22 protein-coding genes are annotated in these 22,120 nt (G+C 71.3%); 18 read left to right on the top strand and 4 right to left on the bottom strand.

The features are described 5' to 3' along the window. The first annotated feature begins 151 nt into the window (after positions 1 to 151). The 3 genes from ACYVGQ_RS06500 (at position 152) to purQ (ending at position 1,742) form a co-directional block, all read left to right on the top strand. Positions 152 to 679 carry an adenine phosphoribosyltransferase gene (locus tag ACYVGQ_RS06500; RefSeq protein ID WP_460783742.1) on the top strand — a complete coding sequence of 176 codons (528 nt, stop codon included), beginning with the start codon at positions 152 to 154 and terminating at the stop codon, positions 677 to 679. Positions 680 to 789: 110 nt separating this feature from the next. Continuing rightward, complete coding sequence (locus ACYVGQ_RS06495) at positions 790 to 1,038, top strand: phosphoribosylformylglycinamidine synthase subunit PurS (RefSeq protein ID WP_460783741.1); 249 nt, start codon at positions 790 to 792, stop codon at positions 1,036 to 1,038. Further along, on the top strand, positions 1,035 to 1,742 hold the full coding sequence (gene purQ / locus ACYVGQ_RS06490; RefSeq protein ID WP_460783740.1) for a phosphoribosylformylglycinamidine synthase subunit PurQ: 708 nt from the start codon (positions 1,035 to 1,037) through the stop codon (positions 1,740 to 1,742). Before ACYVGQ_RS06495 ends, purQ begins: the two co-directional genes overlap by 4 nt. Positions 1,743 to 1,892: 150 nt before the next feature. Here the strand turns inward: purQ and ACYVGQ_RS06485 are convergent, their stop codons facing one another. After that, on the bottom strand, positions 1,893 to 2,321 hold the full coding sequence (locus ACYVGQ_RS06485) for a DUF1761 domain-containing protein (protein ID WP_460783739.1): 429 nt from the start codon (positions 2,319 to 2,321) through the stop codon (positions 1,893 to 1,895). Between the two features lie 190 nt (positions 2,322 to 2,511). Here ACYVGQ_RS06485 and ACYVGQ_RS06480 point away from each other — a divergent pair, with 190 nt between their 5' ends. The 8 genes from ACYVGQ_RS06480 to ACYVGQ_RS06445 are packed head-to-tail and all read left to right on the top strand — an operon-like array spanning position 2,512 to position 10,761. After that, positions 2,512 to 3,747: a four-carbon acid sugar kinase family protein gene (locus ACYVGQ_RS06480; protein ID WP_460783738.1), complete on the top strand. Its 1,236-nt coding sequence runs from the start codon at positions 2,512 to 2,514 to the stop codon at positions 3,745 to 3,747. 11 nt (positions 3,748 to 3,758) lie between these two features. Next, positions 3,759 to 4,790, top strand: coding sequence for a 4-hydroxythreonine-4-phosphate dehydrogenase PdxA (gene pdxA, locus ACYVGQ_RS06475; RefSeq protein WP_460783737.1), 1,032 nt, complete (start codon positions 3,759 to 3,761; stop codon positions 4,788 to 4,790). 24 nt (positions 4,791 to 4,814) lie between these two features. After that, entirely contained in the window at positions 4,815 to 5,771 is a 957-nt protein-coding gene (locus tag ACYVGQ_RS06470; RefSeq protein ID WP_460783735.1) for an aldo/keto reductase, read from the top strand. A 14-nt stretch (positions 5,772 to 5,785) separates the two neighbouring features. Beyond that, positions 5,786 to 6,562, top strand: coding sequence for an SDR family NAD(P)-dependent oxidoreductase (locus ACYVGQ_RS06465; protein WP_460783733.1), 777 nt, complete (start codon positions 5,786 to 5,788; stop codon positions 6,560 to 6,562). Continuing rightward, a complete protein-coding gene (locus ACYVGQ_RS06460) occupies positions 6,559 to 7,872 on the top strand; it encodes a four-carbon acid sugar kinase family protein (protein WP_460783732.1) in 1,314 nt (437 codons plus the stop codon). The genes ACYVGQ_RS06465 and ACYVGQ_RS06460 overlap by 4 nt, the downstream gene beginning before the upstream one ends. Beyond that, positions 7,869 to 8,774, top strand: a complete 906-nt coding sequence (locus tag ACYVGQ_RS06455) for a 2-dehydropantoate 2-reductase (RefSeq protein WP_460783730.1) — start codon at positions 7,869 to 7,871, stop codon at positions 8,772 to 8,774. The genes ACYVGQ_RS06460 and ACYVGQ_RS06455 overlap by 4 nt, the downstream gene beginning before the upstream one ends. Continuing rightward, on the top strand, positions 8,771 to 9,697 hold the full coding sequence (locus tag ACYVGQ_RS06450) for a DUF4862 family protein (RefSeq protein ID WP_460783729.1): 927 nt from the start codon (positions 8,771 to 8,773) through the stop codon (positions 9,695 to 9,697). The genes ACYVGQ_RS06455 and ACYVGQ_RS06450 overlap by 4 nt, the downstream gene beginning before the upstream one ends. After that, positions 9,694 to 10,761, top strand: a complete 1,068-nt coding sequence (locus tag ACYVGQ_RS06445) for a Gfo/Idh/MocA family protein (RefSeq protein ID WP_460783728.1) — start codon at positions 9,694 to 9,696, stop codon at positions 10,759 to 10,761. Before ACYVGQ_RS06450 ends, ACYVGQ_RS06445 begins: the two co-directional genes overlap by 4 nt. 11 nt (positions 10,762 to 10,772) lie before the next feature. Here the strand turns inward: ACYVGQ_RS06445 and ACYVGQ_RS06440 are convergent, their stop codons facing one another. Next, positions 10,773 to 11,540: an IclR family transcriptional regulator gene (locus ACYVGQ_RS06440; RefSeq protein WP_460783727.1), complete on the bottom strand. Its 768-nt coding sequence runs from the start codon at positions 11,538 to 11,540 to the stop codon at positions 10,773 to 10,775. Between the two features lie 144 nt (positions 11,541 to 11,684). Here ACYVGQ_RS06440 and ACYVGQ_RS06435 point away from each other — a divergent pair, with 144 nt between their 5' ends. From ACYVGQ_RS06435 to ACYVGQ_RS06420, 4 genes are read left to right on the top strand one after another with little or no spacing between them, the layout of a single operon-like run. Next, complete coding sequence (locus ACYVGQ_RS06435) at positions 11,685 to 12,545, top strand: transketolase (protein ID WP_460783726.1); 861 nt, start codon at positions 11,685 to 11,687, stop codon at positions 12,543 to 12,545. Next, positions 12,542 to 13,525: a transketolase family protein gene (locus ACYVGQ_RS06430; RefSeq protein WP_460783725.1), complete on the top strand. Its 984-nt coding sequence runs from the start codon at positions 12,542 to 12,544 to the stop codon at positions 13,523 to 13,525. Before ACYVGQ_RS06435 ends, ACYVGQ_RS06430 begins: the two co-directional genes overlap by 4 nt. Positions 13,526 to 13,560: 35 nt before the next feature. Next, complete coding sequence (locus ACYVGQ_RS06425; protein ID WP_460783724.1) at positions 13,561 to 14,994, top strand: NAD-dependent succinate-semialdehyde dehydrogenase; 1,434 nt, start codon at positions 13,561 to 13,563, stop codon at positions 14,992 to 14,994. 30 nt (positions 14,995 to 15,024) lie between these two features. After that, positions 15,025 to 15,987 (top strand): Gfo/Idh/MocA family protein, encoded by a 963-nt coding sequence (locus ACYVGQ_RS06420; RefSeq protein ID WP_460783723.1) that lies wholly within the window; start codon positions 15,025 to 15,027, stop codon positions 15,985 to 15,987. Between the two features lie 57 nt (positions 15,988 to 16,044). On the opposite strand, the gene ACYVGQ_RS06415 is transcribed toward ACYVGQ_RS06420, so the two are convergent. Beyond that, positions 16,045 to 16,737, bottom strand: a complete 693-nt coding sequence (locus tag ACYVGQ_RS06415; protein WP_460783722.1) for an RraA family protein — start codon at positions 16,735 to 16,737, stop codon at positions 16,045 to 16,047. A gap of 61 nt (positions 16,738 to 16,798) precedes the next feature. Beyond that, positions 16,799 to 18,277: an FAD-dependent oxidoreductase gene (locus ACYVGQ_RS06410; protein ID WP_460783721.1), complete on the bottom strand. Its 1,479-nt coding sequence runs from the start codon at positions 18,275 to 18,277 to the stop codon at positions 16,799 to 16,801. A 202-nt stretch (positions 18,278 to 18,479) separates the two neighbouring features. Between ACYVGQ_RS06410 and ACYVGQ_RS06405 the strand changes: the two genes are divergently transcribed. From ACYVGQ_RS06405 to ACYVGQ_RS06395, 3 genes are all read left to right on the top strand, one after another. After that, positions 18,480 to 19,406, top strand: coding sequence for a dihydrodipicolinate synthase family protein (locus ACYVGQ_RS06405; RefSeq protein WP_460783720.1), 927 nt, complete (start codon positions 18,480 to 18,482; stop codon positions 19,404 to 19,406). 96 nt (positions 19,407 to 19,502) lie between these two features. After that, a complete protein-coding gene (locus tag ACYVGQ_RS06400) occupies positions 19,503 to 20,744 on the top strand; it encodes a hypothetical protein (RefSeq protein ID WP_460783719.1) in 1,242 nt (413 codons plus the stop codon). An 84-nt stretch (positions 20,745 to 20,828) separates the two neighbouring features. Beyond that, positions 20,829 to 21,845, top strand: coding sequence for a LacI family DNA-binding transcriptional regulator (locus tag ACYVGQ_RS06395; RefSeq protein WP_460783718.1), 1,017 nt, complete (start codon positions 20,829 to 20,831; stop codon positions 21,843 to 21,845). The last annotated feature ends 275 nt before the right edge of the window (positions 21,846 to 22,120 follow it).

The following is a 22,120-nucleotide window of genomic DNA, read 5'->3' as shown; positions in this document are numbered from 1 at the left end:
CAAGCGCTCCCCTCCTGTCGCGTTCCGGCGGGCGTGTCCCCGATCTGCCGACGTCTCCTCCCGATCAGTCGGCGGATCGGGACGGCCACCGCAGATCGGGACGCCTCTCCGGGCATCCGGATGCGTCATGCCGGCGGGGTAGCCTTGTCCGGTGCCCTCCGAACTCTCGCCCGAACTCCGCCGCGCCGAATCGCTGATCCGCGGCGTCCCCGACTACCCGGAACCGGGCATCCTGTTCCGCGACATCACGCCGCTGCTGGCGGATGCGGAGGCGCTGCGCGCGACCACCGAGGCGATCGTCGAGCCCTTCGCCGGCCGGTTCGACGTCGTGGCCGGCATCGAGGCGCGGGGCTTCATCCTCGCCGGGGCGGCGGCGATCGCAGCCGGCGTCGGGCTCATCCCCATCCGCAAGGCGGGCAAGCTGCCGCGCCCCGCGGCATCCGTCGACTACGCCCTGGAGTACGGCACCGCGACGATCGAGATGCACGACGATCTGCCCGCGGGATCCCGCGTCCTGCTCATCGACGACGTCCTCGCCACCGGCGGGACCCTCGCGGCGGGCGTGCAGCTGATCGAGCGCCTCGGCTCGCACGTCGCCGGCATCTCGGTGCTGTTCGAGATCGACGGCCTCGGCGGCCGTGACGCGATCGGCGACCTGCACACCGTCTTCCACTCCTGATCCTCGCCCCGCTGCCCGTCTCTCCGGCGACGGGTTCCACGGCGGGAAGACGGCGCGGTCGGGCCGGTAGACTGGCCGTGCCCGCCTTCCCGCGACTTCCGGAGCCGTTCATGCCCACCATCGTCGTCGACGTCATGCCCAAGTCCGAACTCCTCGACCCGCAGGGGAAGGCCGTCGCCGGAGCGTTCGCACGCCTCGGCGTCGAGGGCTTCGCCGGCGTGCGGATCGGCAAGCGCTTCGAGCTCGCCGTCGAGGGCGAGGTCACCGACGAGCTCCTCGCCGAGGCCCGCCGCGTGGCGGACGAGGTGCTCTCCAACGCGGTGATCGAGGACGTCGTCGGCGTCGAGGTCGTCGAATGACCGTCCGGATCGGGGTCGTCACGTTCCCCGGTTCGCTCGACGACCGCGACGCGCAGCGCGCCGTGCGGCTCGCCGGCGCCGAGCCCGTCGCGCTCTGGCACGGCTCCCACGACCTCGAGGGCGTCGACGCCCTCGTCCTGCCCGGCGGCTTCAGCTACGGCGACTATCTGCGCAGCGGCGCCATCGCGGCGCTCTCCCCGATCATGGCCGAGGTCAAGGATGCTGCCGCGAAGGGCATGCCGGTCCTCGGCATCTGCAACGGCTTCCAGATGCTCGTCGAGGCGCACCTGCTCCCCGGCGGCCTCATCCGCAACGACCACCAGCACTTCGTCCGCCGCGATCAGAGGCTCACGGTCGAGAACGCGGACACGGCGTGGACCGGCGCCTTCGCGAAGGGCCAGGAGATCGTCATCCCGCTGAAGAACGGCGAGGGCGGCTACATCGCCTCCGAGGAGACCCTCGACCGCCTGGAGGGCGAGGGCCTCATCGCCTTCCGCTATGCGGGCGTGAACCCGAACGGCTCCCTGCGCGACATCGCCGGCATCACGAACGAGGCGGGCAACGTCGTCGGCCTCATGCCGCATCCCGAGCACGCCACCGAGCCGGGCTTCGGCCCCGACACGGCCGCCGCGATGCGCTCGGGCGTCGACGGCCTCGGCTTCTTCGCGAGCGCGATCGCAGCGATCGCCCGCGTCGCGGCGTAGTCCGCCGCCCACCCGACGTCCGCTGCGACCCGCCGCGGTCTCACCGGCACGGATGCATGTCAATGGCACGGATGCCGGCCGTAGATGCCGGATATCGGCCGACATCCGTGCCATCGACATGCATCCGTGCCGAAACTTCGACGATCGGCGTCACACCCCCGCGGGCGGCCAGACCCCGATGATGATCGCCATCACGACGACGGTCACGAGCTCGTGCGCGATGTTCAGCGTGGTCAGCTGCGTCGGTCGACCCTCGAAGGCGTCATGGGTGACGAAGCGCGCGCCGGTGAAGCCTCCCCACAGCATGACCGCGGTCACGAAGGTCGCCGCGAAGAACGATCCCTCGTAGAAGTGCCATGCGATCGCCGAGGCGCCGGCGAGCACCCAGGACGTCCCGAAGCTCACCAGAACCGTGGTCACGATCGGCCACAGCGCTCCTTGCGAGGGATTCTCCAGGTCGACGTGCGCGAGCCTCGCCCACCGCCTGCCGAACACCTTCGGGGCGTACCAGACCGATCCGACGACCATGCTCGACAGCGTGGCGAGCAGGACCGCCCAGTAGTTGATCTCGGGAACCATGACGCCTCCTCGGCCGCGTGAGGTCAGAGTACTCCTGCGGATGACGACCAGGCGAGAGCCGAGGACGCGGACTCTTGCCTCCGGCGCGAACGAGGTGCCATGATGGTCGCACTGTGCTCTCGACGTAGGGGAGGGCCGGTTGGAATCGTTTACAAGGATCGATGCGACCCTTGTCCCCGGAAGGATCAGCGTGAGGCGCAGTGCTGCGGACCTCCTCGTCATCGCCGACGATCTCTCCGGCGCGGCCGAGTCGGCCTCGGCGATCGCCACGGCGATCCCGCAGGGCGGCGGCGTGCCCGTGCGGCTGCTCTCCGACGGTCCGTATCGCGAGGAGATGCCTGTCGGCTCGCCCGTTGTGATCGATACCAACAGTCGCTCCGCCCCCGCCGGGACGTTCCCCGCTCGCATGCGCACGGTCGATCCGCTGCTGCCCGAGCGCTCCGTGATCGTGAAGAAGATCGACTCGCTGCTGCGGGGCGACTTCGCCGCCGAGATCGAGTGGATGCTGCGCCTCGGCCGCCCCGTGGTCGTCTCCCCAGCCCTTCCCGCCGCTCGGCGGATCGTCCTGGACGGGCGGGTGCTCGCGGACGGCCTGCCGCTCGAGCGCACACCGGCATGGACCATCGAGTCCGCACGTCCGCCGGCATCGCTTTCGGAATCGTTTTCCACGACGGTGGCGCACGTGCCTCTGTCCGTGGTGCGCGGGCCGGGAACCGAACTCGGGCGCGCGATCACGGCATCCGGGGGCATCGTCGTCTGCGACGCCGAGCAGGAGGCCGACCTGCGGAGGATCGCCGCAGCCGCGCTGGCCGTCGACCCCGCTCCCGTCCTGGTCGGCGCATCCGCTCTCGTGGCCGCCGTCGCCGGTCTGCTCGCCCCCGGCATCGCCTCGGACAGCGGCGAGAACGGCTCGGCCATCCCCCGCCCGCACGCCGCCAGGGCCGCCTTCATCGTGGGGAGCGCCGAGCCCTCGGCCCGCCGCCAGGTCGACCGGCTCGCGGACGCGGGCGCGAACATCCTCCGGCTGTCGCCCGCCGAGCTCACCGATGGCGCGACGGCGGCGCACCGGGCGTCGGCGGCCGCAGCGCTCCGGCATCCGGTGTCGGCGATCACCTTCGACAGCAGGGCGCCGTTCGACCCCTCGCAGCGCGGATCGCTGTCCCGTGCGCTCGCCTCCGTGCTGACCGATGCGCCCTCCCGAACCGCGGACACGGCGTTCCTCCTCACCGGCGGGCAGACCGCGCGGAGCATCCTGGATGCATGGGGCGTCCGCAGCCTCGTCGTGCACGGCGACATCGACGCGGGCACCGCGTTCGGGATCACCGACGGCGGCGTCCCCGTGGCCACCCGGCCTGGCAGCTTCGGCGACGACGACAGCCTGCTGCGCATCGCACACGAGCTCATCCGAGAACCGACCCCCGCGTGAAAGGCGACGACATGACCGAGACACCCCCGCCGACCGATGCCGCCAGGCCGGTGATCGCGACCACGATGGGCGACGGCGCCGGCGTCGGTCCGGAGATCACCGTCGCGGCCCTGCTGGATCCCCTGGTGCTCGAGCGGTCGCGCCCCATCGTCATCGGCGATGCGGGGCGTCTGCGCCAGGCCGCCGCCGTGCTCGGACTCGAGCCGGACATCGTCCCCGTCGAGAAGGTCGGGGATACGGTGTTCGAGCCGGGGCGGATCAATGTCATCGATCTCGCGCTGCTCCCCGACGACCTGCCCTGGGGGGAGCTCTCGCCCGTCGCCGGCGACGCTGCCTTCCACTACGTCCGCGTCGCCAGCGAGCTCGCCGTCGCCGGAGAGGTCGACGCGATCTGCACCGCACCTCTGAACAAGGAGGCGCTGCACGCCGCCGGCCACCATTACCCCGGGCACACCGAGCTGCTGGCGAGCCTCACCGGCACCGCCGAGGTGTCGATGCTCCTGTCCACCCCGAAGGTGAAGGTGATCCACGTCACCACCCACATCGGCCTGATCGACGCCGTCGCGAAGATCGAGCCCGGCCTCGTCGAGCGCACGGTGCGCCGCGGGATCTCGGCGATGCGCGGGGCGGGCATCGCCGATCCGAGGGTCGGGGTGTGCGCGATCAACCCGCACGCGGGCGAGAACGGGCTGTTCGGCTACGGCGAGGAGGAGGAGAAAATCGCCCCGGCCATCAGGATCCTCCAGGCCGAGGGACTGCAGGTGCACGGCCCGCTCCCCGCCGACACCGCCTTCTTCCTCGCCGGCCGGGGCGACTACGACCTCATCGTGGCGATGTACCACGACCAGGGGCACGGTCCCGTGAAGGTGCTCGGGATCGAGGCGGGCACGAACATCACGGTCGGCCTGCCCGTCATCCGCACCTCGGTCGACCACGGGACCGCGTTCGACATCGCCGGCACGGGCGTCGTTGACGTGCGGAGCATGATCGAAGCCCTGCGGCAGGCCGCGGAGATGTCGCAGGCGCGCATCACCGCCGCCTGACCCCGACCGGATCGAAGGAGCATCATGACAGAAACCGCATCCCTCCCCCCGCTGGTGCTCGGCACCATGACGTTCGGCGACACCGTCGACGAGCCCCGCGCCGTCGAGATCGTCGAGCACGCGCTCGACGCCGGCGTCACCTGGATCGACACGGCCAACGTGTACGCCGCCGGCGAGTCGGAGGCCATCCTCGGCAGGGCGCTGAAGGGGCGCGACGACATCGTCCTGGCCACCAAGGTGGGCCAGCCCCACCCGGAGGTCGGCACCGCGTCGCTGCTGCGTCCCGACCTCGTGCGCACGGCCGTCGAGGGCAGCCTCCGGCGCCTGCAGCGCGAGCACGTCGAGATCCTGTACCTGCACACGCCCGACCGCACGACCCCGATCGCCGACACCCTGGCGGTGTTCGCGGAGCTGGCCGCGGAGGGCAAGATCGGCGCCGCCGGGATCTCGAACTACTCGGCCTGGCAGACCGCGGAAGCCGTCGCCGCCGCGCGGGAGGTCGGAGCCCCGCCCCTCGTCGTCGGCCAGCAGATGTACAACCTCGTGGCGCGCCGCGTGGAGGAGGAGTACGCGGAGTACGCGCGCGTCTCGGATCTGCCCACGATGATCTACAACCCCCTCGCCGGCGGCCTGCTCACCGGCCGCCATCGGTTCGGTCAGCAGGCCGAGGACGGCCGGTTCGCCCGCGCGCGCAACGCCCAGCAGTACCGCGACCGCTACTGGGACGAGCGGCTCTTCTCGGCGGTCGAGCGCCTCACGGCGATCGCCGACGAGGCGGGCATGACCGTGCTCGAGCTCGCGCTGCGCTGGACGATCTCGAAGCCGATCACCCGCTCCGTGCTCCTCGGCGGTTCGAAGCTCTCGCAGGTGCGGTCCAACATCGAGCTGCTCCGCCGCGGGCCGCTCCCCGCCGACGTCGTCGCGGCCGCCGACGAGGTCGGCGCCGATCTGCGCGGCCCGATGCCCGCCTACCACCGATGAGCATGGAGATGACGATGACCCTTCCCACCCCGTTCCCCGAAGCCCGCACCGTCGTCGTCACCGGCGGCGCCTCCCCGCGCGGGATCGGCCGCGTCACCGCTCGCCGACTGGCGTCGGAGGGCTGGGCCGTCGCGATCGTCGACCTCGACGAGCAGCAGTCCCGAGATGTCGCCGCGGCGATCGGCGAGGAGTTCGGCGTGCCGACCGTCGGCGTCGGCGCCTCCGTCGCCGACGAGGCGCAGATCCGCGATGCCTTCGACCGGATCGAGGCGCGGCTGCCGCAGCTGGTCGGGCTGGTGAACATCGCCGGCGTCAGCTCGCCCACGCCGTTCCTCGAGGTCACGGCAGCGGAGTGGGACCGCGTGTTCGCCGTCAACATGCGCGGGGTGTTCCTGCCGACGCGACGCGCCGCGGAGTCCATGGTCGAGAACGGGGTCGGCAGGATCGTCTCCCTCTCCTCGATCTCGGCGGAACGCGGCGGCGGCACCTTCTCGAAGGTGCCCTACTCGGCGAGCAAGGCCGGCGTGGTCGGCTTCTCGCGCGCCGTCGCGCGCGAGCTGTCCCCGCTCGGCGTCACCGTCAACGCCGTCTCACCCGGACCGATCGACACCGACATCATGGGCGGCACGCTGACCGACGACCGCAGGCAGGACCTCAGCCGGGACGTGCTCGTGGGCCGCGTGGGCAGGCCGGACGAGGTCGCCGCGCTGATCGCCTACCTGATGCGCGAGGAGGCCGGATACATCACCGGCGCGAACTACGACATCAACGGCGGGCTGCACTTCTCATGAGCACCGTGGATCCGACGCGCAGCTCCCGGAGAGTGGTGACGGTCGTCCTCGACGACGACCCGACGGGAACGCAGGAGGTCACCGGCGTGCCCGTTCTGCTCTCCCGTGATCCCGAGGCCCTCGAACGGCTGCTGGGCGACCATGACGCCGTCTTCGTCCTCACCAACACCAGGGCGATGCCCGAGGACGAGGCGACGGCGCTCATCCGCGCCCTGATCGACGACGTGCACAGGGCGGAGCGCGTGCTCGGCGTGACCGCTCTCGTCGTCCAGCGCGGCGACTCGACGCTGCGCGGTCATGTCTTCGCCGAGATCGACGCCGCCGGCGGAGACGACGTCGTGGTGTTCTGCCCGGCCTTCCCCGCCGGGGGCCGCAGGACGGTGGACGGCGTGCACCTCGTGAACGTCTCCGGCGAATGGCTCAACGCCGCCGACACCGAGTTCGCGGACGACCCGGTGTTCGGATACACGGCCCGCTCGCAGGTGGAGTACGTCGGGGAGAAGGGCCGAGGGCGCACCGGCGTCTCCGTCGGCGTCTCCGACTTCGCCGAGGCGCTGCGCACCGCGCGGCCGCGCACCGTCCTCCTCCCCGACGCGCAGAGCGACGAGGAGATCCGCACCATCGCCGGGGAGATCGAGAACGCGGTCGCCGAGGGCGCGCGCATCGTCGTGCGCAGCGCTGCGCCGCTCGCGGCCTACCTCGCCCATGCGAAGAGCGCGGCGCTCCTCGACCCTGATCGGGTGGCGGCGGCATCCGCCGGATCGAGGGAGGGCGGCGTCCTCGTCGTCGTCGGATCGCACACCGGGGCCACCGGAGAGCAGCTGGCGGCGCTCCTGGCCGACGGCGTCCCCTCGCACGAGCTCTCCACCGACGCCGCGCTGGAGGACGCCGGATCCGCCGGACGCGCTCTGGCCGACGCCGCCAGGGCACAGCTGCGCGAGGGCGCCGTCGTGATCTCTTCCGAGCGTCATCGCCGGGCCGAGCACGCCACCCTCGACCATGCCGAGGCGGTGATGCGCGGGCTCACCACGGCCACCGCCGCACTCGCGGACGGCGCGATCGCCGTCGTCGCCAAGGGGGGCATCACCTCGGCCGAGGTCGCCAGGACCGGCCTCGGCAGACGCACGGCCTGGGTGGCCGGTCAACTGCTCCCCGGCGTCTCGCTGTGGATCTTCTCGGACGACCCGTCGCACGTCGACCGTCCGGGGCTGCTCTACGCCGTCGTGCCGGGCAACATCGGCACCGAGCAGACGCTGCGGCAGGTGTTCGGGATCATCCGGGACGCCGTGGCCACCGGGGTCCGCGCATGACCTCGGTCGCCGTCGTCGGTCCCGGCGCCGTCGGCTCCGCCGTCGCCGCCTGGCTCGCGCAGGATGACCGCCTCGAGGTCGTCGTCTGCACCCGCAGCCCCCGTGCCGGCCTCGTCGTCGAGTCGCCGGACGGACGGATCGCCGCAGACGTCCCCGTGCTCACCGATCCTTCGACGGCGAAGCCCGTCGACTGGGTGCTCTTCACGGTGAAGGCCTACGACGTGGGCCCTGCCGCCGCCTGGCTCCCGCCCCTGATGTCGGAGGGGACGAGGGTGGCCGTGCTGCAGAACGGCGTCGAGCAGGTCGCGCGCCTGCGCCCCTACGCCGCCGAGGACAGGATCGTTCCCGTCATCGTCGACATCCCGGCGGAGCGGATGCCGGACGGCGTGGTGCGCCAGAGCAGGCCGGGCACCCTGATCGTCCCGGCCGGCGCATCGGGGACCGCCTTCGTCGATCTGTTCGCGGCGACGCCGATCGCGGCGTCAACGACCGAGGACTTCGTCACCACGGCGTGGACCAAGCTGTGCCTCAACGCGGCGGGGGCGATCGGCGCCGTCGTCCGGCAGCCGGCCGGCATCGCCCGTCAGGAGCCCGTCGCCGAGCTCATCCGGGGCGTCGTCGCCGAGACCGTGCTCGCCGGACGCGCAGAGGGCGCGAAGCTGGGGGACGACCTTCCCGACCTCGTGCTGCAGAGGATGCGCGACAACCCGCCGCTCTTCGTCAACTCGCTCGTCGCCGACCGCATCGCCGGCCGGCGCACCGAGGTCGAGGCGCGCAACGGCGCCGTCGTGCGGGCGGGCGCGGCGCACGGCATCCCCACTCCCCTCAATGCCATGCTCACGATCCTCGTGGGCTCGGACCCCGTCCCTGGGTTCCCGGAAGAACGGACGGTTCATCCATGAAGGTCGTCGTCGGCTCCTACGGCGCTCCGCCGCGGCCCCTGCAGTCCGCGGGCGAGTTCGAGATCCTGAGCGCGGGCGCGCTCGCACTCCCCCTGGTCGACGGCCTGGAGCTGCCCTACGCCGGCGAGGGCTCCCCCTGGCAGGACGTCGCGAGCGTCCGTCCGGGGCGGCACGTCCTCACGACCGTCCCGGCGACGATGTCGGCCGTCGAGAAGGATCCCGCCTTCGGACTCGCCTCGGGGGACGAGGAGTCGAGGGCTGCTGCGGTGCGGCTGATCGCCGCCGCCCGCGACTTCGCCGCCGCGGTGGGCGAATCCGGCGGCGCACGGATCGAGACCGTGCAGCTGCACAGCGCACCGGGCATGGGCGCCTCGAGGCCGGACGCCTTCGCGCGCTCGCTCGACGAGATCGCCTCCTGGGACTGGGCGGGGGCGGATCTCGCCGTCGAGCACTGCGACGCGCTCGTCCCCGCGCATCCGCCCGCCAAGGGGTTCCTGCGGCTGGAGGAGGAGCTCGCCATCGCCGGCGAGCGCGGCATCGGCGCCGTGATCAACTGGGGTCGCTCCGCCATCGAGACGCGGGATGCCGAGGGACCGGCCGCGCACATCGCCGCCGCCGCCGCGCAGGGCGCGCTCACCGGTGTCGTCTTCTCCGGCTGCGCGGCGACCCCCGGCGCGTACGGCGACCCGTGGGCCGACCGGCATCTGCCGATCCGCGACTGGGGCGCAGACCCCCTCTCGGACGCGGGAGAGGCCAGCATCCTCACCCGGCAGGAGGTCGAGCGCTGCGTCGCCCTCGCCCTCCGCGCTCCCGAGCTGCAGTACATCGGCGTCAAGGTGAAGGCGCCGTCGACCGCCGCCCCCGAGCAGTGGCTCGACGTCATCGGGGGCAACCTCGCCGTGCTGACCGGAGCGCTGCGATGAGCGGCATCGCGGTCGCGGTCGTCGGCGTCGGCGGGATCGGCCGCGCCCACATCCGCGCGATCCTGGAGGATCCCGATCTGCGACTGGCCGGCATGGTGACCCGCACGCCGGAGCGCCTCGCCGGACTGGCCGTCGAGATCGCCGGCGAACAGGGCGATGCGCCATGGATCGCGAAGGACCTCGAGGAGGGGCTGGCTGCGCGGGACGCCGACCTGGTCGTGATCTGCACGGAGAGCGGCCGGCATGCGACCGACGCCGAGACGGCCATCCGCTCCGGACGCCACGTCCTCGTCGAGAAGCCCGTCGCCACGACGCTGGCCGGCGCCCGTCGGCTCACGGATCTCGTGGCGGCGGGGCCGCGGCAGCGCCTGGTCTCGGTCGTGAGCCAGCGGCGCTTCTCCCCCGGCGCCGCCCGGCTCGCAGGCCTCGTCCGCTCGGGAGGGCTCGGCAGGATCACCTCGGCGTCGATCGTGCTCCCCGGCTGGCGGGGCGAGGAGTACTTCACGAACCGCCCGTGGCGCGGCACGTGGGCGGGGGACGGTGGCGGGGCGCTGTTCAACCAGGGCGTGCACCAGATGGACCTGCTGGGCTGGCTCCTGGGGGCGCCGACGTCCGTGACGGGGCTGACGGCCACCGTCGCGCACGACGGCATCGAGACCGAGGACACCGCCGGCGCGCTCATCCGCTTCCCCGGGGACGTGATCGCGACCGTGCTCGCCACCACCGCCGCCCATCCGGGCAGCCCTGCGGAGCTGCGGATCCACGGGACGAAGGCGAGCGAGCTGCTCGTCGACGGCGCACCGGGCGCCGGAGGCTTCCCCGGCGAGGTCGCCGTGACCTCGGGGGGCGCCCGCTCGCAGATCCAGCAGGATCTCGCGGTGCAGTACCGGGACGTGATCGAGGCCATCAGGGACGGGCGTCCTCCCGCGGTCGGGCTCGCGGATGCGGTCCGCGCGCTCTCGCTCGTCAAGGCCACGTACGTGTCCGCCCGCCTCGGCGCGCCCGTCGCTTTCGAGGACGTGCTCTCGGGAGCGCTCGACCACCTCGACCCCGCCGGGGCCTGAGCCGCGGCGCCTCAGAGACCGGACACGGCCCCGGCATGCTCGGCGAGGAACAGGTCGACGGCGTCGCGCAGCCTCATGCCGCAGTCCTCGACGACGACGGGGTCGAGGAGGGATCCCGAGATGCTGACGGTGTAGACGTCGCCGTCGACGGCGACGGCCGTGCCCACGCATCCGAATCCGAGGTGGTACTCCTCGTGCTCGACGCTGAAGCGGCGCCTCCTGGTCTGGGCGAGCTCCTCCCTGAGCGCCTCGGGGTCGGTGACCGTGCGAGGGGTGCAGGCCTCGAGCTCCAGGGCGTCGTCCAGGAGCGCATCCCCGGCGAGCGCGGCGGCAGCCTTGCCGGCGGCAGTGGCGTGCAAGGGCATGCGCGTTCCGACCGCGGAGTAGCCGACGGTCGGGGCCACCGGCTCCACCTTGTCGACGACGGTGATCATGCCGGTGCGCAGCATGCCGATATGGGCGGTGGCATGGAAGTCGCGCACGAGCGGGGCCACGAGCGGCCGGATCGAGGGCACGATGTCGATGGCGGCGACCGCCGCGTGGCCGAGCTCGACCAGTCGCGTGCCCAGCACGTACTCCAGCTCGCCGTGCGCGCGACGCACCATCCCGTGCCGTTCGAGCACGCGCAGGGTGCGCAGCACCGTGCTCGAGTGGGCGCCGAGGGCCTCGCTGAGCTCGCCGAGGCGGATGCGCGGATGCGCGGCGAGGGTGGAGAGCACGGCCAGCGCGCGCTCGACGCTGCCCAGCTCGTATCTGCCCTTGGGCTCCTGCTCGACCATGACCCGCCTCTCCGTTGCACGCCACGGCCGCGCTCTTGCCCGAGACCTCCGCATCGCGTAAACTTCATTATACGCAACTCGCTTTCGCTATGTGAAATTATCAAGCGAGTCGCCCCCGCCGTCGAAGTCGGAAGGACGCAGCACGTGGCACAGGCGAGACCGTTGACCGCAGAAGAGCTCGAGGAGCAGGCGATCGTCATACGCCGGTCCGTCGTCGAGATGCTGGAGAAGGCGGGGAGCGGTCACAGCGCCGGCCCCCTGGGCATGGCGGACCTCCTGACCGCCCTCTACTTCCGCATCCTCAGACACGACCCCGCCGATCCCGGCTGGGACGGCCGCGACGTCTTCCTGCTGAGCAACGGGCACACCGCTCCGGTGCTGTACGCCGCGCTCGCCCACTCCGGCTACTTCCCCGTGGAGGAGCTCGGCACGCTCCGGCGATACGGCTCCCGCCTGCAGGGCCATCCCGAGCGCCACGCCCTCCCCGGCCTGGAGAGCACGAGCGGCCCCCTGGGCAGCGGGCTGTCGCAGGGGGCCGGCTACGCCCACGTGCTGCAGCACATCGACAAGGACCCGAGCCGGTTCGTCTACGTGATGATGGGCGACGGCGAGCTCAACGAGGGCAACGTCTGGGAGGCGGCGATGTACGCCGGCAAGTACGGGCTCCGGCAGCTGATCGGCATCGTCGACCGCAACTACATCCAGATCGACGGATCGACCGAGGAGGTCATGCCCCTGGGCGACCTGCGCGGCAAGTGGGAGTCGTTCGGCTGGCACGTGGTCGAGATCGACGGGCACAGCATGCCGGCGATCATCGACGCCGTCGGCGTCGCCAAGGCCGTCGGCCACAAGCCCACCGTGATCATCGCCCACACCATCCCCGGCAAGGGCGTGCCGTTCATGGAGTACGACCACCGCTGGCACGGCAAGGCGCCCGATGCCGCCCAGGCCGCGGAAGCGCTCGCGGGGCTCCCCCTCGCCGAACGAGAGGCGGCACGTGCATGAGCGACTATCCGCTGAACCCCGATCTCCATTCGGCCGACGTGCAGCGCGAGCCCATCCGCGCCGGATTCGGACGAGGGCTGCGGGAGGCCGGACGGCGCGACGAGCGCGTCGTCGCGCTGTGCGCCGACCTCACGGAGAGCACGCAGATGAGCCTGTTCCAGGAGGCGTTCCCGGATCGCTTCGTCGAGGTCGGCGTCGCCGAGCAGAACCTCGTGACGGTCGCCGCCGGCATGGCGCACGCCGGGAAGATCCCCTTCACGAGCAGCTACGCCGCCTTCAGCCCCGGCCGCAACTGGGAGCAGATCAAGACGACCGCGGCCCTCAACGACCAGCCCGTCAAGGTGGTCGGCTCGCACGCCGGCCTCAACGTCGGCCCCGACGGCGCGACGCACCAGATGCTCGAGGACATCGCGATCATGCGCGTCATGCCGAACATGGTCGTCATCGCCCCGGGCGACAGCATCGAGGCGGAGAAGGCCACCGTCGCGCTCGCGCAGAACGGCACGCCCGCCTATCTCCGCCTGGCCCGCGACAAGACGCCGATCTTCAGCACCGCGCAGTCGCCCTTCGAGATCGGTCGCGCCTATGTCCTGCGGGAGGGCGCGGACGTCACCCTCGCCGGCACGGGCTCCATGACCTACGAGCTGCTCATCGCGGCGGAGCTCCTCGCCGAGAGGGGCGTCGACGCCGAGGTGCTGCACGTGCCGACGGTCAAGCCGCTGGACGAGGAGACGATCCTCGCCAGCGTCCGCAGGACGGGACGCGTCGTCACCGCGGAGGAGGCGCAGCGCGCCGGCGGCTTCGGCAGCGCCGTCGCCGAGCTGCTCGGCGAGCGTCTTCCGCGCCCGGTCCTCCGCCTCGGCGTGGACGACCGATACGGGGAGACGGGGACGCCGGCCGAGCTGCTGGACGCGTTCCGCCTGACCGGAGCGCACCTGGCCGACGCCGTCGCGGGCTTCCTCTCCCGCGACCTCGGCTGAACGAGACCGCACCAGACCTCACCGAAGGGGGCGTCATGCCCGCAGAACTCCAGACGAAGCTGTACATCGACGGCGAGTGGCGCGACGGGAGCCGCGGCGAGAGCTTCGCCGTGGTCGATCCCTCCGACTTCTCGGAGCTCGCACGGTTCCAGATCGCCACGGAGGACGACTGCGTCGCCGCGGTGGAGGCCGCCGAGCGAGCCTTCGACGGCTGGGCTGCGACCGCGCCGCGCGATCGGGGCGAGCTGCTGAGGTCGGCCTTCGAGATCATGCGATCGGAGCGGGAGGAGATCGCCGAGATCATCGTCCGCGAGAACGGCAAGGCCTACGCCGACGCGCTCACCGAGGTCGACTACGCGAATGAGTTCTTCCGCTGGTTCTCCGAGGAGGCGGTGCGGATCCCGGGCGACTACCGCCTGTCGCCGCGCGGCGACAAGCGGATCATCGTGTCGCGCGAGCCGATCGGCGTCTCGCTGCTCATCACCCCCTGGAACTTCCCCGCGGCGATGGCCACCCGCAAGATCGGGCCCGCGCTGGCCGCCGGATGCCCCGTGGTGCTCAAGCCGGCCCGCGAGACGCCGCTCACCGCGGCGCACATCGTCGGCATCCTCGACCGCGCCGGCGTGCCGCGAGGAGTGGTCAACCTCGTGACGCCTGTTCCCACCGGTCCAGCCGTCAGCCGGATGCTGCACCTGCCCGCCGTGCGGAAGCTGTCCTTCACGGGTTCGACCGAAGTGGGACGCCTGCTGCTGCACGAGGCCGCGGACACCGTGGTGAGCTCCTCGATGGAGCTCGGCGGGAACGCCCCGCTGCTGGTGCTCGAGGGCGCCGATCTCGACAGCGCGATCGAGGGTGCGATCGCGGCGAAGATGCGCAACGGCGGCTCCGCCTGCACGGCGGCCAATCGCCTCTACGTCCACCGCTCGCTGCACGACGAGTTCGTCGCACGTCTCGGCCGCGCCCTGGACGACTACCGGGTCGGTCCCGGCATCGACCGGAGGAACGGCCTGGGGGCGCTCGTCTCACGCGGCGAGCGCGACAAGGTCGCCGATCTGGTGACGCGTGCCGTGGAGGCCGGCGCCACCGTCGTCCGGGGAGGCGAGTCCGCCGCGGAGGGCGCCTTCTACGCGCCGACCGTCGTCGTCGACGTGGCCCACGGCAGCGAGATCAACCGCACCGAGATCTTCGGGCCCGTCGCGGCCGTCGTCGCCTTCGACGACGTCGAGGACGCGATCCGCATGGCCAACGACACCGAGTACGGCCTCATCTCCTACGTCTTCGGGGAGGAGCGGGAGGCGATGCGCGTGGCCCACCGCCTGGATGCGGGGATGGTCGGAGTCAACCGCGGCGTGCTCAGCGATCCCGCCGCCCCGTTCGGAGGCATGAAGCAGAGCGGGCTGGGTCGCGAGGGCGGCTCCGAGGGGATCCTCGAGTTCATGGAGGAGAAGTACATCGGCCTTCCGGCCTGACGGCCGGAACGACAGACGGGGAGCGTTTCGATGGCGAACGTCAGATGGGGAATCATCGGCTGCGGCGACGTGACCGAGATCAAGAGCGGCCCTGCGCTGCAGAAGGCGGACGGCTCCGAGCTCGTCGCCGTCATGCGCCGAACACCGGGACTCGCGGAGGACTACGCCCGCCGTCACGGCGTGCCGCGATGGTCGGAGGACGCCGAGGACATCCTCCGCGCCGACGACGTCGACGCGGTGTACATCGCCACTCATCCGGACACCCATCTCGAGTACGCCGTCCGCGCGGCCGAGGCGGGCAAGGCCGTCTACGTCGAGAAGCCGATGGCCCGCAGCGCCGAGGAGTGCGGGCGGATGCAGGAGGCGTGCGATCGCGCCGGGGTTCCGCTGTGGGTGGCGTACTACCGTCGTGCGCTTCCACGGTTCCTCAAGATCAAGACGCTCATCGACGACGGGGCGATCGGGGACATCCGCGCCGTCTCCTCACGGCGCTTCCAGCGGGTGCGCGCCGACGCGTGGCAGAACGTTCCTGGAGCTTCGGGCGGCGGCTACTTCTTCGACGCCGCCTGCCACACGCTCGACTTCCTGCAGTTCCTGTTCGGCTCCCTGGAGGACGTGCACGGCCATGCCTCGACGCATGGCGGGATCGGCCCGCTCGAGGACACCGTCGCCGCGTCGTACCGGTTCGCGACCGGCGTCATCGGCAGCGGGACCTGGTGCTTCGACGCCGCGGACGACGAGGACGTGACGACGGTCGTGGGATCGGGCGGCACGCTGAGCTTCTCCGTGTCCGCGCACGACGCCATCCGCGTCGTGCGCGGGAGGCAGGCGCAGGAGTACTGGATCGAGGATCCGGAGCACGTCCATCAGCCGCTCGTCCAGACGATCGTCGATGAGCTGGCCGGCCGCGGCTCCTGCCCCAGCACCGGCCGGAGCGCACTGCCGACCGCGGAGGCGATGGACATCCTCCTCGCCGACGTCGTGTCCCGCTGATCGCCCGGCGGGCCGCGTCCCCCGCAGCGGACCTCCGCGTGCGGGGGACGCCCGGGCTCAGGAGCCGTAGCCGCGGTGGGCCTTGTACTGATCGAGGCTGAATCCCTCGCTCGCGATGAGATCCATGTCGGAGCGCTCCACCCGGCGGACCGTCTCGACCTCCTCCGGCAGGCGCTCCAGAGTCTCCCAGGGCACCACCACGATGCCGTTGCGGTCCCCGTGCAGCAGGTCGCCCGTCCGCACGCGCTGCCCGTCGATGTCGATGGGCTGCCCGACCGAGGCGATCTCGTAGTTGGCGTGCGAGACGACCGGATAGCGCATGAAGTAGTGGAATCCGATCTCGCGGACCTCGTCGATGTCGCGCAGCGCACCGTCGGTGACCATGCCGACCGCGCCGAGCCGCTGCGCCAGACGCGACATGATCTCGCCGGCGTAGGCGACGCGCTCCGGGGCGCCGCTGGCGTCGGCGACGACGATCACGACGGGCCCCTCCATGGCCTCCAGCGCCTCCCACATCCGCCAGTAGCCCTCGCGCTGCGCGGGCGCGCCGGGCGCGTTCGACATCGTCACGGTCAGCGCGCGGCCCACCATGGACCCGAGCTCGGGGTACGTGCACTGCACGTTGCCGCCGATGAATCCCTCCGTGCGATCGCGGATCGCGAAGCGCTCGATGGCGTTGGCGACGGTCGGGCTGTCGACGCTCGTGAGGAAGGCGAGCTCCTCATCGGTCAGGGGGCGGGTGGTGCTCATGGTTCTCTCTTCTCTGATGTGGGCGGAGCAGGGATCGGCGGATCGGAACGTCCGGATGCGGTCAGCCGACGCCGGCGACGGAACGGGCGGATGCCGCGAGCGCGGCGCCCGCGAGGCGGCCGGAGGTCATGGCCCAGCCGATGTGATGACCGTGGCCCTTCAGCAGCATCCCGCCCTGGCCGACGCCGCCGACGGCGTACAGACCGGCGATCGTCGAGCCGTCGGGCCGCAGCACCCGCAGGCGGTCGTCGACGACGATCGATCCCTCGGTGACGGTCAGCATGCTGTGCACGGGCCCGAAGGCGATGAGGTCGCCGTGCAGTCCGCTGGAGGCCACCGCCGCGGCGAGCCTGGCCGGATCGGCGCCGATCCGCGTCGCCAGGGCCGGCGCGTCCACGGCGCGGGTGATGAGGTCGGGACGCCCCTTCTCATAGTCCGCGAAGTAGGCGAACGCGATGCCCGGCGCCGTGGAGATGTGGTGCGGCGGGGTGTCGAACCGGTCGGCGAGGCGCTGATCGATGATCAGGTAGCCGACGCCGCCCGCCTGCATGGCGAGCTCGTCCGCCGGATGCTCCTCCCGCCCGAATCTCTCGCCCTCGGCGTTCACCAGGATCGCGCCGTCCCGGAACATCTCGTCGGTCGGCGACATGTGCGACACGAGCAGCGACTTCACGATGGGACGCAGGAACGAGGGCGGCACGCTGTTCGCGACCAGCGCCTCGAGCCGGCAGAGCCAGCGCCACAGCGGGAGCCGGTCGAGCAGACCCGGCTTCGGCGATGCCGGGAAGCGCAGCTGCGGCCCGAACAGCTTGTCCATGTTGGCCAGCCGCGCGCCGGCCTGAGCGGCGAGCCGATGCCCGATCCCCTGCGAGTCCGGATTGATCGGCACGGCGCCGGCGGCGCTCTCGGAGAGATGCGCGCGACGCATCTCCGCGTTCCCGCTGAAATCGCCGCTGGCGAGCACGACGCCCTGCGCCGCACGGCACTCGACCCGTTCCCCTCCGGCGATCAGCGCACGGACGCCGGTCACGGCGCCGTCCTCCACGATCAGCTCTTCGACCTCCGCGGCGGTGACGATCACGACGCCGGCGCGGCGGGCCGACTCCTCGAGGCGTGCGATGTAGCTGCGGGAGTTCGGGATCACGTTGTGCATCCTCGGGACGCGATGCGGCGCCTCGGGGAAAGGACCGGCGAACGCGACGCCGTGCTCGATCAGCCAGGCGAGCGTCCGAGCGGACTCGCGCGCGTACAGCCGTCGCAGATCCGGAGCGTCGCCGGTGAGGAGCTCCTCGTCGAACTTCCACATGTCCTCGAACAGGTCGTCCGGATGATCGGCGATGCCCCGCCGGCGCTGGAACGACGTGTCCGCGGCGGTGAGCGAGCCGATCGACAGCGCGGTGCTGCCGCCGACGGCGGCGCGGCGTTCGAGCAGGATCGTCGTCGCTCCGCCCTCGGCGGCCGCAACGGCGGCCGCCAGTCCTGAACCGCCGCCACCGACGACGACGACATCGGCGACACGGGGGGAAGGAGGAGTCATCATTGATCCTTTTGTTCGGAACCGTTTTCAAACGGTACCTCAGTTCGCGGCGCGCGTCCATCGTTTTCGCCCGTAATAACAGTCTTTCCGATCCCCTCGGCACCTCCTTCGCCAGATGAATAATCCGGAAATCGGTTGCAAACCATCCTTCTCAGGAGTTCAATGGCTAGGAGGAACGCCTGAGGGCCAGAACGAAAGGGCAAGGATGCCTGTACCCGATCTGCGCGGGGTGACCCCCGCCATCGTCACACCGTTCGATGAGAACGGCGAGGTCGACTACGAGAGCCTCGTGTCATACGCCGCGTGGCTAAAAACGATTCCCGGCGTCACCGGGATCGTCACCAACGCCCATGCCGGGGAGGGCACCTCCCTCAGCGACGACGAGCGCACCGAGATCATCCGCACCGTCAAGGCCGAGGTCCCGGACCTCCACATCGTCGCCGGCGTCGGGGGCGAGGGCACGCGCGTCGTCGCCAGGGAGTCCGAGCGGGCGGCCGAGGCCGGCGCCGACTCCCTGCTCGTCTTCCCGCCCCTCGCCTCGCTCCGCTTCGGATACCAGGAGGGGGCGACGCAGGACCGCTACCGCGCCGTCTGGAACGCGGCATCCCTGCCGATCACGGCGTTCAACTTCCCCAACGTCTCCCTCGCCACCTACCCGCTGCCGCTGCTGCTCGAGCTGTGCGCCATGGACGGCGTCTTCGCTATCAAGGACGGCGCACGCGACATGATCCGCTGGGACGTCGAGACGCCGATCATCCGCGAGAGCTTCCCCGACATCCAGATCCTCACCTGCCAGGACGAGTTCCTGCTGCACACGATGTGGGAGTCCGACGGCGCGCTCGTCGGCTACGCCGCGCTCATCCCCGAGCTCATGGTCGAGCTCCTCGAGAAGGCCAAGGCGCACGACTACGACGCCGCCAAGGAGACCTACGACCGGATGCGCCCGATCACCCGCGCGGTGTACCACCGCGCCTCCCACATCGAGTCGACCACGGCCATGAAGCTCGGCCTCGTCGCCCGAGGGGTCATCCGCACCGCGACGGTCCGCTCCCCGCTGATGCCGCTCGAGGACGGGGCCGCGGAGAACATCCGCGCGACGCTCGCGGACGCCGGGGTGAGCCTGGCGGGCTGACCCGATGACGGGCTGTGCGCGGCGGAGCGCGCAGAGGGAGAGGATGCCGACACGAAGACGCTGAACGCCGTCCTCGCGGTGGTCCTCAGTCTGCTGATGATCACGGTGGGCGCATCCATCGCGATCCCGCAGGCGACCCTCGTCGCCGGCGCCCTCACCCTCCTCGCCGCGGCGATCGGACTCCTCGTCGTCCGGCGCGTGCAGCTCGTCGTCTCGCTCCTGCTCATCGGATCCGGCCTCGCCGCGCTCACCGCGGGACTGGTGCTGGGCGACGTCCCGACGCTCGAGGAGTCCCTGTCCGTCAACCAGGATCTCATCGGGATGCTCGTGGCCGTCTCGTTCATCCAGCTCATCGCCGTCGCCGGGGACACCGCCGCTCCTCGCCTCTCCGGCGCCGCGGCCGTCTGGCGCACCGCCGGGGCTCTGCATGTGCTGGGATCGGTCATCAACATCAGCGCCCTGAACATCGTCGGCGAACGGCTCAGCCGCAAGGGACGGCTGAGCCGTCTCGACGAGCTCATCCTCTCCCGCTCCTTCTCGGCCGGCGCCTTCTGGTCGCCGTTCTGGGGGGCCAATGCGGCGGCGATCGCCTACGCGCCGGGAGCGAAGACGAACGTCCTGATCGTGTGCGGTCTCGGCGTCGCCGCGCTCGCCCTCCTCTACAGCATCACCGCGCTCGTGCGCAGGTTCCGCGGCGAGCTCGCCGGCTACCACGGGTACGTCCTCACCGGGAGGACCCTGCGGGTTCCACTGGCGCTCGTGGTGCTCGTGCTCGGCGCCCACCTGCTGCTGCCCGGCATGCCGATCACCCGGCTCGTCCTGGTGAGCGCCCTGGGCATCACCGTCGTGACGCTGCTGATCCGCGCGCCGCGCTCGGCCGGGCGGCGGCTGACAGGGCACGTGCGGACGGGGCTTCCGCGGATGGCCGGCGAGCTGACGCTCTTCGCCTCCGCGGGCGTGCTCGCCATCGGCCTCGGATCGCTCTTCTCCGCGATGGACCTCGATCTCCCCATGACGGAGTTCACCGTTCCCGTCGCCTGGGTGGCGACGGTCGTGATGGCGGCGATGTCGCTGGTCGGCGTGCACCCGGTGATCTCGATCGCGGCGGTGGCGGCCGTGATCGCCCCGCTGCATCCCGATCCGACGCTCTACGCGATGTCGGGCATGATCGCCTGGGGCGCCTCCGCGGCCGCCGGCCCGATCTCGGGGCTGAACATCTACCTCAACGGCCGCTTCCAGGCGAACAACTTCGCGATCGCGCGCACCAACCTCCCCTATCTGGCGGTGGTCCTGGCCCTCGCCTGGCCCGCCCTCCTGCTGTGCGAGGCCCTCGCATGAACGCCGTCCGCCCCGGCGACGCGATATCGTTTCCCAAATGCTTCTCACGCGAAGCCGCGATGGGGGCAGAGGGAAGGGACGGCAGTGGCGACCATACGTGACGTGGCCAAGCGCGCCGGCGTCGCACCTGCGTCCGTGACGCGCGTGCTCAGCGGCTACCCCAACGTCAGCGATGATCTGCGCGAGCGGGTCATGGTCGCCGTCGAGGAGGTCGGCTACCAGCCGGATCTGGTCGCCGCAGGCCTGCGCCGCGGATACACGAACACCGTCGGCGTCATGATCAACGACATCCTCAACCCGATCGTCGCCCGATGGGTCGACATCATCGAGGAGGATCTCCGCGCCGCCGGATACGGCGTGATCCTCGCCCATTCCCGCGGCGAGCCGGCCAACGACATCGCCAATCTGAAGCTGCTGAACCAGCGCCGCGTCGACGGGCTGATCGCGTCCTTCGCCGACGACCAGAACGAAGAGCTGCACTCGATCATGTCCGGCATGAAGGTGCCGATGGTCCTCCTCGACCGGCAGATGAACCTCGACAACCTCAGCGCGGTGGTCAGCGATCACGAGTACGCGACGCGCGCTCTCGTGACCCATCTCCTGGAGAAGGGGCATCGCAGCATCGCGATGTTCAGCGGACAGCCGAACGGATACCCCAGCAGGGAACGTGTCGGCGCGCTCCGCGCGACGCTGGAGGAGCACGGACTGCCCGTACGCCCCGAGCTCCTGATCTCCGGCCGCGGCTCAGAGGGATATGCCGCGCAGGCGCTGTCGTCGATGCTGGAGCTCCCCGATCCTCCCACGGCCGTCATCGTCGGCAACGGCAACATCTCCGCGCTCTCCGGCGCGCTCTACGAGCTGCGCCGCAGGGACATCCGCATCGGAGAGCACTTCGCCGTGGCCGTCGGCGAGGAGAGCTCGCTCGCGTCGCTGTACATGCCGGCGATCACCGCGATCGAACGCGACACCGTCGCCGTGGGCCGACGCGCCGCTGCGATGCTCCTGAACAAGCTCGCCACGGGATCGACGCGCGCCCACACCGTCGTGCTCCCCACGCGCCTCGTCATCCGCGAGTCCACGGACTGGATGCTGACGCGCTGAGAGCGCGGTCCGGTGGCGGCCGAAGCGGATCTGCAATCGGGTATTGCACTGCCGGAGCATTTCGCCTAGCGTGGGATCACTTCGCCGATTCGTGAAGAAATCGGCTTTGAAAACGGTACCGAAAGAAGCGATGATGCTCAGGATCCGCCCTCGGCGCGAACGCGCCGTGGTTCTCGGGACGGGACATGCCGTCCCGCTGTCGAGGGCCGCCGCAGCTCGCGTCGGCGCCCACCCCTGGGCCGCCGCCGACGCGCTCCGCTCGCCCTCTTCCCTTC

The organism is Microbacterium tumbae (genome assembly GCF_054780175.1).
Note: the sequence above shows the minus strand (reverse complement) of the source record. Positions and strands in the feature narration are given on the sequence as shown.

What these genes read in the sequence shown, in the direction of transcription:
- ACYVGQ_RS06430 (WP_460783725.1), top strand. Translation starts at nt 12,542, where the DNA reads ATGAGCGACTATCCGCTGAACCCCGATCTCCATTCGGCCGACGTGCAG.
- ACYVGQ_RS06420 (WP_460783723.1), top strand. Translation starts at nt 15,025, where the DNA reads ATGGCGAACGTCAGATGGGGAATCATCGGCTGCGGCGACGTGACCGAG.
- ACYVGQ_RS06465 (WP_460783733.1), top strand. Translation starts at nt 5,786, where the DNA reads ATGACCCTTCCCACCCCGTTCCCCGAAGCCCGCACCGTCGTCGTCACC.
- ACYVGQ_RS06460 (WP_460783732.1), top strand. Translation starts at nt 6,559, where the DNA reads ATGAGCACCGTGGATCCGACGCGCAGCTCCCGGAGAGTGGTGACGGTC.
- ACYVGQ_RS06415 (WP_460783722.1), bottom strand. Translation starts at nt 16,737, where the DNA reads ATGAGCACCACCCGCCCCCTGACCGATGAGGAGCTCGCCTTCCTCACG.
- ACYVGQ_RS06485 (WP_460783739.1), bottom strand. Translation starts at nt 2,321, where the DNA reads ATGGTTCCCGAGATCAACTACTGGGCGGTCCTGCTCGCCACGCTGTCG.
- ACYVGQ_RS06470 (WP_460783735.1), top strand. Translation starts at nt 4,815, where the DNA reads ATGACAGAAACCGCATCCCTCCCCCCGCTGGTGCTCGGCACCATGACG.
- ACYVGQ_RS06405 (WP_460783720.1), top strand. Translation starts at nt 18,480, where the DNA reads ATGCCTGTACCCGATCTGCGCGGGGTGACCCCCGCCATCGTCACACCG.
- ACYVGQ_RS06455 (WP_460783730.1), top strand. Translation starts at nt 7,869, where the DNA reads ATGACCTCGGTCGCCGTCGTCGGTCCCGGCGCCGTCGGCTCCGCCGTC.
- ACYVGQ_RS06445 (WP_460783728.1), top strand. Translation starts at nt 9,694, where the DNA reads ATGAGCGGCATCGCGGTCGCGGTCGTCGGCGTCGGCGGGATCGGCCGC.
- pdxA (WP_460783737.1), top strand. Translation starts at nt 3,759, where the DNA reads ATGACCGAGACACCCCCGCCGACCGATGCCGCCAGGCCGGTGATCGCG.
- ACYVGQ_RS06410 (WP_460783721.1), bottom strand. Translation starts at nt 18,277, where the DNA reads ATGATGACTCCTCCTTCCCCCCGTGTCGCCGATGTCGTCGTCGTCGGT.
- ACYVGQ_RS06495 (WP_460783741.1), top strand. Translation starts at nt 790, where the DNA reads ATGCCCACCATCGTCGTCGACGTCATGCCCAAGTCCGAACTCCTCGAC.
- purQ (WP_460783740.1), top strand. Translation starts at nt 1,035, where the DNA reads ATGACCGTCCGGATCGGGGTCGTCACGTTCCCCGGTTCGCTCGACGAC.
- ACYVGQ_RS06425 (WP_460783724.1), top strand. Translation starts at nt 13,561, where the DNA reads ATGCCCGCAGAACTCCAGACGAAGCTGTACATCGACGGCGAGTGGCGC.
- ACYVGQ_RS06400 (WP_460783719.1), top strand. Translation starts at nt 19,503, where the DNA reads ATGATCACGGTGGGCGCATCCATCGCGATCCCGCAGGCGACCCTCGTC.
- ACYVGQ_RS06440 (WP_460783727.1), bottom strand. Translation starts at nt 11,540, where the DNA reads ATGGTCGAGCAGGAGCCCAAGGGCAGATACGAGCTGGGCAGCGTCGAG.
- ACYVGQ_RS06450 (WP_460783729.1), top strand. Translation starts at nt 8,771, where the DNA reads ATGAAGGTCGTCGTCGGCTCCTACGGCGCTCCGCCGCGGCCCCTGCAG.